This is a genomic window from Sulfitobacter sp. G21635-S1, assembly GCF_027213915.1.
Lineage (GTDB): Bacteria > Pseudomonadota > Alphaproteobacteria > Rhodobacterales > Rhodobacteraceae > Sulfitobacter.
In genome coordinates this window covers 68,412-75,030 of record NZ_JAPWGV010000030.1, presented here as the reverse complement: position 1 = coordinate 75,030, position 6,619 = coordinate 68,412, and the positions used below count along the sequence as shown (strand labels likewise).

Genomic DNA, 6,619 nt, shown 5'->3' with positions numbered 1-6,619 from the left:
CTTCCAATGATCACATTGCTGCGCTCACATCAGGGCGCCAGCGGCAAAATCCGTCTCGCGCGGGTGGGCGACAATGAATGTCAACACGACCTAGGCTCTGGGCCGACCAGGCCTCAGTCGCAGATTGTGCGCAGGGCGGCCCAATCCTCCGCGCTCAGCGCCGGGTCATAAGCGGCTCCCGCCTCGACCGCCGCCCGCGCCGCTTCGATGCGGGCACCCAGGGCTGGATGGCTCAGGAAATGCGCCGCCACGCCGTCGCGGTCCCCATACTTGCGGCGAAAGCTCTCGAACATGTCACCCAACGCGCCGGGGCTGACACCGGCGCGCGCCAGCACGTCATGGGCAAAACTGTCCGCACCCGCCTCGGCCTCCTGCGAATATTGCGCGGCGATCAGCCGCTCCGTCAGGAACAATACCGCCGCACCGCCGGCGAAATCGCCAAACAGCAATCCCAGCACACCGATGGACCCGGCAGACCGCAAGGCATGGCGGGTGGGGTCACGGCTGACCACATGGCCGATCTCATGGGCCAGCACCGCCGCGACCTCATCGGGGCTTTCAGCCGCCTCGATCAGCCCGCGAAACAGCACGACAAAGCCGCCCGGCAGCGCAAAGGCATTGACCATCGGGTGATCCAGTACCGCGACATTGATCTGCGGCACGCCATTTGTCGGCGCGTCCAGGCGGGCCACCAGCCGCTCCAGCGCGGCCACGCCTTCGGGGGCCTCGCACAGCGGCACCGGGTTCAGGCCGGTATCATCCAGCGCCTCACGGATATGGCCGAATGTCGCCTCGCCCAGCGCCCGCTCCCCTGCGGGCGGGATATAGGCCGCCATGTTGTCGGCCAGCAGCGGAACCAGAACACCAATCTGCAGGGCCACTGCCGCAACTGCCGCCAGCGCCCAGGCGGCCAGCCGGCCGCGGCCCTTTGGCGGCGTGCGGCGCAACCGGTTCGGCAGATGTGTCAGCAGGCTGGCGTCGGTCACGAAAAGCCGCGCGAGCGGGTCATCCTTCAGCCACAGCACTGCGCCACCTTTTCCAGCCGTATCCGGCAATTGCCGCACATCCTCGACGGGCCAACGCAGAATGCGCCCGTCATCCAGCCCGATCTGGAGGATGCCCGAAGCGATATGCAGGCTGACCTCCTCGGCCACCGGCCTGTCACCTTCGAAAAAGGCCGCCCCCATGGCGTCAAACCCGATGCTCATATCGCGGCCCCCAGGTCCAGCGCTTCGGCAAAGCCTTCGGCCTCGGCAAAGGCGTCGCGGTCGCGCTGGCTGATCGCCTGCAGGCCCGCTGTTGTCGGCAGGGTTGTGGTCCGCGCCATATGACGCATGATCGGAAAGGTGACGAAGGTATTGTGCAACACCCCCCACAGCAGGAAGACCGACAGGTAGATCACCCCGAGGATACCAAACGACAACCAGCGCGGCAGGTTGCCTAACCCGCCAAGCCCGGCAGCATTGGCCCCTTCCAGCCAGGCAGTCGGGCCATACATGGCAATGCTCAGCACCACCAACAAGGCGATGCCCAGCACCAGCACCAGGTAGGAGATGAAGGTGCCCAGCGTATAGATCATCGCGATGCGCGGTCCCTGCAGGCGCGAGGCAAAGGTCACGCCATAGGCGGCCTTGTGGTTTGCCATGATACGCTTGGCCACCCACCGGTAATGTATCGCACCGTAGACCAGCCCCGCCATGAGGACCGGAACCGCCCACAGCCGCTCCGGGCTTTCCCAGCCAAGCGGCCAGCGGCCAAGTTGCAGCGCTGTCACAAACCGCGACTGCAGGGAGCCCGGATTGGACAGCAGATCAGGGGTCATCGGGTCAATCACCAATATCCACAGGGCCAGTGCCATACCCGCGACCACCACCGCGATAAAGGGCAGCGCCGCACGGTAGAGCATTTGCCAGCGTCCCTGCTGAACCAGCCGGGCGGATCCAAAGAACGTCCGGTCGGTGCGGTATTTCTCCAGCGCGAAGGTCATCCGGGGCCAGAGAATGCCCAGCGTCAGGATCGTGACCGCCCAATGCACCAGCGCCCGCCCGGCATAACCCCAGGCCCCTTTCTCAAGGCCAAAGCGAACCCCGCGCCAGCGGGTCCGGGCCAGCACATAGCGCCGGGCGCGGTAACGGGCGTAGAACCAGATCGGGATGACCCCTGCGAAACTGGCAAGATATCCCAGCCAGGAAGAATTGAAGACCGAAAAGCTGACGAACATCAGCAGCAGGTTCACGATGCCGATGTAAAATGTCAGCACCACAACCGCGATGAAGAATCCCAGCAGCTTTTCCAGCGGGTCGCCCACGTATTCCAACGGATGCCCGCCGGGCCGGATCGCGGACCAGTACCAGCGCCGCAGCCGCGTTTTCATCCAGAAGCGGTAGAACCCCAGGGTGAGGATGGTGAAGAAACCGGTCTTGAGCGCCAGCCAGAACAGCGGCCATCGCCTGCCGGTGAATTCAACCTGCATGCCATCCGGCTGCAGCTGCGCAGGTGCTGCCTGCGGTGGGGCGGCCCAGGGGCTGTCTGGCACAGCGGTATCGCTCATGCCAGGCAGCCCGGATCAGGTGAACTTGTTGTCACGGGGGAAGCCGCGCGGTGCCATCCGACCGGCGGAGGCCCGTTTGCCGGTCCACTCGGTCAATTCGATCTCTGTCCGGGTGCGGCCAGCGGGGTCAAGCCAGGTCAGGCCCGTGGCACCGTCAAAGGTGGTGGCGTCGGACATGCCGCCGTCCTTGTACTTCTGCAGCCGCACGCCCTTGCCCCGGCCCATCTCGGGCAATTCGTCCAGACCGAACACAAGCACCTTGCGGTTCTCGCCCACCACCGCGACACGGTCGCCCGTGACGGGCCTGCACACCAGCGCCTTCACATCGCCCCGAACGTTCAGCACCTGCTTGCCGCTCCGTGTCTGCGCCACGACGTCCGCTTCCGGCACGACAAACCCATCCCCTGCGGTCGAGGCGACCAGCAGTTTGCGGTCGGGCTGGTGAATGAACAGATCGACGATGCGCACCTCGTTGGGCAGGTCCACCATCAGGCGCAGGGGTTCGCCCATGCCGCGCCCGCCGGGCAGATTGGCCGCAGAGATCGTGTAGAACCGCCCGTTGGAGCCAAAGACCAGCAGCCGGTCGGTGGTTTCGGCGTGGAATATGAACCGGGGGCCGTCGCCATCTTTGAACTTCAACTCGCGGGTCAGGTCGATATGGCCGGTCATCGCCCTGATCCAGCCCATTTCGGAACAGACAACGGTGATCGGCTCGCGGTCGATCATGGCCTCGATCGGCACGTCCTCCACCACGCCTGCCTCGGCAAAAGTGGTGCGCCGCTGTCCGCAATCGACGCCGTCAATGATCCAGTCCTTGCCAAATTGCTTCTTGGTGGCACGCAGCTGTTCGGTGATGCTGTCCCACTGCAGGTCTTCGCTTTCCAGCAGATCCTCCAGCCCGGCGCGTTCTTCCATCAGTTCGGATTGCTCGCGCAGCAGCTCCAGCTCTTCCAGCCGCCGCAAGGAGCGCAGGCGCATGTTCAGGATCGCATCGACCTGCACTTCGGACAATTCGCCCTCGCCCGGGGCGGGGCTGACATAGTCCTTTTCGTCCATCGCGCGGACGTGGTCCTTGCCCCAGTCCTCACGCATGAGCGCGGCCTTGGGGTCTTCGTCATAGCGGATGATGTCGATCACGCGATCCAGGTTGAGGAAGGCAACGATGAACCCTTCCAGGACCTCAAGCCGATGGTCGATCTTTTCCATCCGGTGCGCGGACCGGCGCTGCAGCACTTCCCGACGGTGATCCAGGAAGGCCCGCAGCACTTCCTTCATGCTGCAGACCTTTGGCGTCACGCCATCAATCAGCACGTTCATGTTCAGCGAAAACCGCACTTCCAGATCGGAATTGCGGTACAGCATCCCCATCAGCACATCCGGATCCACGGAGCGCGAGCGCGGCTCGATGATCAGGCGCACGTCGTCGGCGGATTCGTCGCGGACATCACCCAGAATCGGGATCTTCTTGGCCTGGATCAGCTCGGCGATCTTTTCGATCAGCTTGGATTTCTGAACCTGATAGGGAATTTCCGTGACCACGATCTGCCATTGACCCCGGCCCAGGTCTTCCACTTCCCAGCGGCAGCGCAGGCGAAAGCCGCCCTTACCGGTGCGGTAGGCCTGCGCAATATTCTCGGCCGGTTCCACGATGACGCCCCCGGTGGGGAAATCGGGGCCGGGCACAAAGTTGAGCAGGGTATCATCCCGGCAATCGGGCACCTTGATCATGTGAATGCAGGCATCGCAAAGCTCAGCGATGTTATGCGGCGGAATATTTGTGGCCATGCCCACAGCGATCCCGCTGGACCCGTTGGCCAGCAGGTTCGGGAACTGCGCGGGCAATACCGCCGGTTCGGTCAGCGTGCCGTCGTAATTCTCGCGAAAATCGACAGCGTTCTCGTTCAACCCCTCCAGCATCGCCTCGGCAACGGCGGTCATCCGCGCCTCGGTATAACGGCTGGCGGCGGGGTTATCGCCGTCGATGTTGCCAAAGTTGCCCTGCCCGTCGACCAGCGGGTAGCGCACGTTGAAATCCTGCGCCAGACGCGCCATCGCGTCATAGATCGCTGCATCGCCGTGCGGGTGATAGTTGCCCATCACATCGCCCGAGATCTTGGCCGACTTGCGGAAGCCGCCGGTCGAGGACAGCCGCAACTCGCGCATCGCAAAAAGGATACGGCGGTGAACCGGCTTCAGCCCGTCCCGCGCGTCGGGCAGCGCGCGGTGCATGATCGTGCTGAGCGCATAGGTCAGATACCTGTCGCCAAGTGCGCGGCGCAGCGGTTCGGACACATTGTTCGGGTCCGCCTGAGGGGGGTCGGTTACATCTGACATGGAGGGCTTTCTATCCAAGGGGCGCTTGGGCGGCAAGCGCTGGAATGGCCGCATTTTACCGCATTGCGGCAGTTGCGCCACGGGGGACCGAATTTTGCTTTTTCCCCGGTCCCTCCGGAATATTTTTCAACTAGGGAACCTAAACGCGTGACTTATGTGTTAGTGTTGTAACTCGTGTACATTGGGGAGTGTCATGAAGCGATTTATTTTATTGAGTTTCGGTTTTCTGGGTTGGGCTTTCTACGAAATGAGCGGCGGGGCGGACTTTGAACCGCGCAGCGTTCAGATCGCACGCATGAACCCGGCGCCGCAGGTGCAGGAGCAGACGGTCGTCACCAGTACTGCCGAACAGCCCGGCACCGATACCGCTTTCGTTGACACCGATCCGCCCCTGAACGCCCCTGATGACAGCGTGACCCGGGTTTCACTGAATTTGACCGCCATCAGCGACATTCTGGAAAACAGCGGTTCTGTCGACCCCGAAGTGACCGATACCGCCGTATCTGCGGATGACAGCGGTGTGCCACAGAACGTCGGCAGCCTGACATCCAGTGCCGATACACCCGCGATCATCCCCAGCCTGATCAACCCCAACGATGGTTTGAGCACCGCATCCTATTCGAGCACCGAAGGCGACATTCGCATTGTCTCGGGCAACCGTGTGAACGTGCGGGGCGGGCCCGGCACCAACTACGGCGTTGTGACAAAACTTGCCGAAGGTGACGCCGTGCGCGTCGTTCTGGACAACGGCGATGGCTGGGTAAAGATGCAGCCGCTTGATGGCGGCCCCGAAGGCTGGATGGCGGATTTCCTTTTGACCGGGGGCTGACCCCGGCTTGCCAAAGCATCCGACCCGCGCGAAGAAAGGCCTCCACCACGGGGGCCTTTTCATGTCGGCACGTTCCATCCTGATTACCGGCTGTTCCAGCGGCATCGGCGAAGCCTGCGCCCATGGCATGCGGGCGCGCGGCTGGCGGGTCTTTGCCAGTTGCCGCAAACAGGCAGATTGCGACCGCCTGATTGCCGCCGGGTTCGAGTCTCCGCGCCTTGACTACGCGGATGAGGACAGCATCCGCGCAGCAGTGGACGAGGTGCTTGCCGCAACGGGCGGCACGCTGGACGCGCTTTTCAATAACGGTGCATTCGCCCTGCCCGGCGCGGTGGAGGACCTGCCGACCGAGGGGTTGCGCAGCATCTTCGAAACCAATTTCTTTGGCTGGCATACATTGACGCGCGCGGTCATCCCGGTGATGCGGGCACAGGGTCACGGAAGGGTCGTGCAATGTTCTTCCGTGCTGGGCATGGTCACAATTCCCTGGCGCGGTGCCTATAGTGCGACGAAATTCGCACTGGAAGGGCTGACCGATTCCCTGCGCCTTGAAATGCACGGCACCGGCCTGCACATCTGCCTGATCGAGCCCGGGCCCGTGACCTCGAAGATCCGGGTCAATTCGATCCCGCATTTCGAACGCTGGATTGATTGGGAAGCCTCGCCCCGCGCCGAACAATACCGTGGCAGCCTGCTGAAACGGCTCTACGAATCGTCCGGGCCGGATCGTTTCGAACTGGGGCCGGAAGCGGTTCTGAAGCGCCTGATCCATGCCTGTGAAGCCACGCACCCCCGGGCGCGATACTATGTCACGACCCCGACCTATCTGGCGGGGATGCTGCGCCGCCTGCTGCCCACCGCCCTGCTGGACCGGGTGATGGGGGCAGGATAAAGGTTGCGTTCAA

Annotated in this window: 5 protein-coding genes; 2 read left to right on the top strand and 3 right to left on the bottom strand. The window is 63.3% G+C overall.

Annotation, left to right across the window (positions count from 1 at the left end; translation table 11 throughout):
• Positions 1-113 precede the first annotated feature (113 nt).
• The 3 genes from O4H53_RS22820 to parC all read right to left on the bottom strand — a co-directional run bounded on the left by O4H53_RS22820 (position 114) and on the right by parC (position 4,885).
• Positions 114-1,208 (bottom strand): M48 family metallopeptidase, encoded by a 1,095-nt coding sequence (locus tag O4H53_RS22820; protein WP_269367352.1) that lies wholly within the window; start codon positions 1,206-1,208, stop codon positions 114-116.
• A complete protein-coding gene (locus O4H53_RS22815) occupies positions 1,205-2,473 on the bottom strand; it encodes a DUF898 family protein (protein ID WP_443069631.1) in 1,269 nt (422 codons plus the stop codon). The genes O4H53_RS22820 and O4H53_RS22815 overlap by 4 nt, the downstream gene beginning before the upstream one ends.
• A 93-nt stretch (positions 2,474-2,566) precedes the next feature.
• Positions 2,567-4,885 carry a DNA topoisomerase IV subunit A gene (gene parC, locus O4H53_RS22810; RefSeq protein WP_269367350.1) on the bottom strand — a complete coding sequence of 773 codons (2,319 nt, stop codon included), beginning with the start codon at positions 4,883-4,885 and terminating at the stop codon, positions 2,567-2,569.
• Positions 4,886-5,078: 193 nt separating this feature from the next.
• Here parC and O4H53_RS22805 point away from each other — a divergent pair, with 193 nt between their 5' ends.
• Positions 5,079-5,714 carry an SH3 domain-containing protein gene (locus tag O4H53_RS22805; protein WP_269367349.1) on the top strand — a complete coding sequence of 212 codons (636 nt, stop codon included), beginning with the start codon at positions 5,079-5,081 and terminating at the stop codon, positions 5,712-5,714.
• Between the two features lie 61 nt (positions 5,715-5,775).
• On the top strand, positions 5,776-6,606 hold the full coding sequence (locus O4H53_RS22800; RefSeq protein ID WP_269367348.1) for an SDR family NAD(P)-dependent oxidoreductase: 831 nt from the start codon (positions 5,776-5,778) through the stop codon (positions 6,604-6,606).
• Positions 6,607-6,619 lie beyond the last annotated feature (13 nt).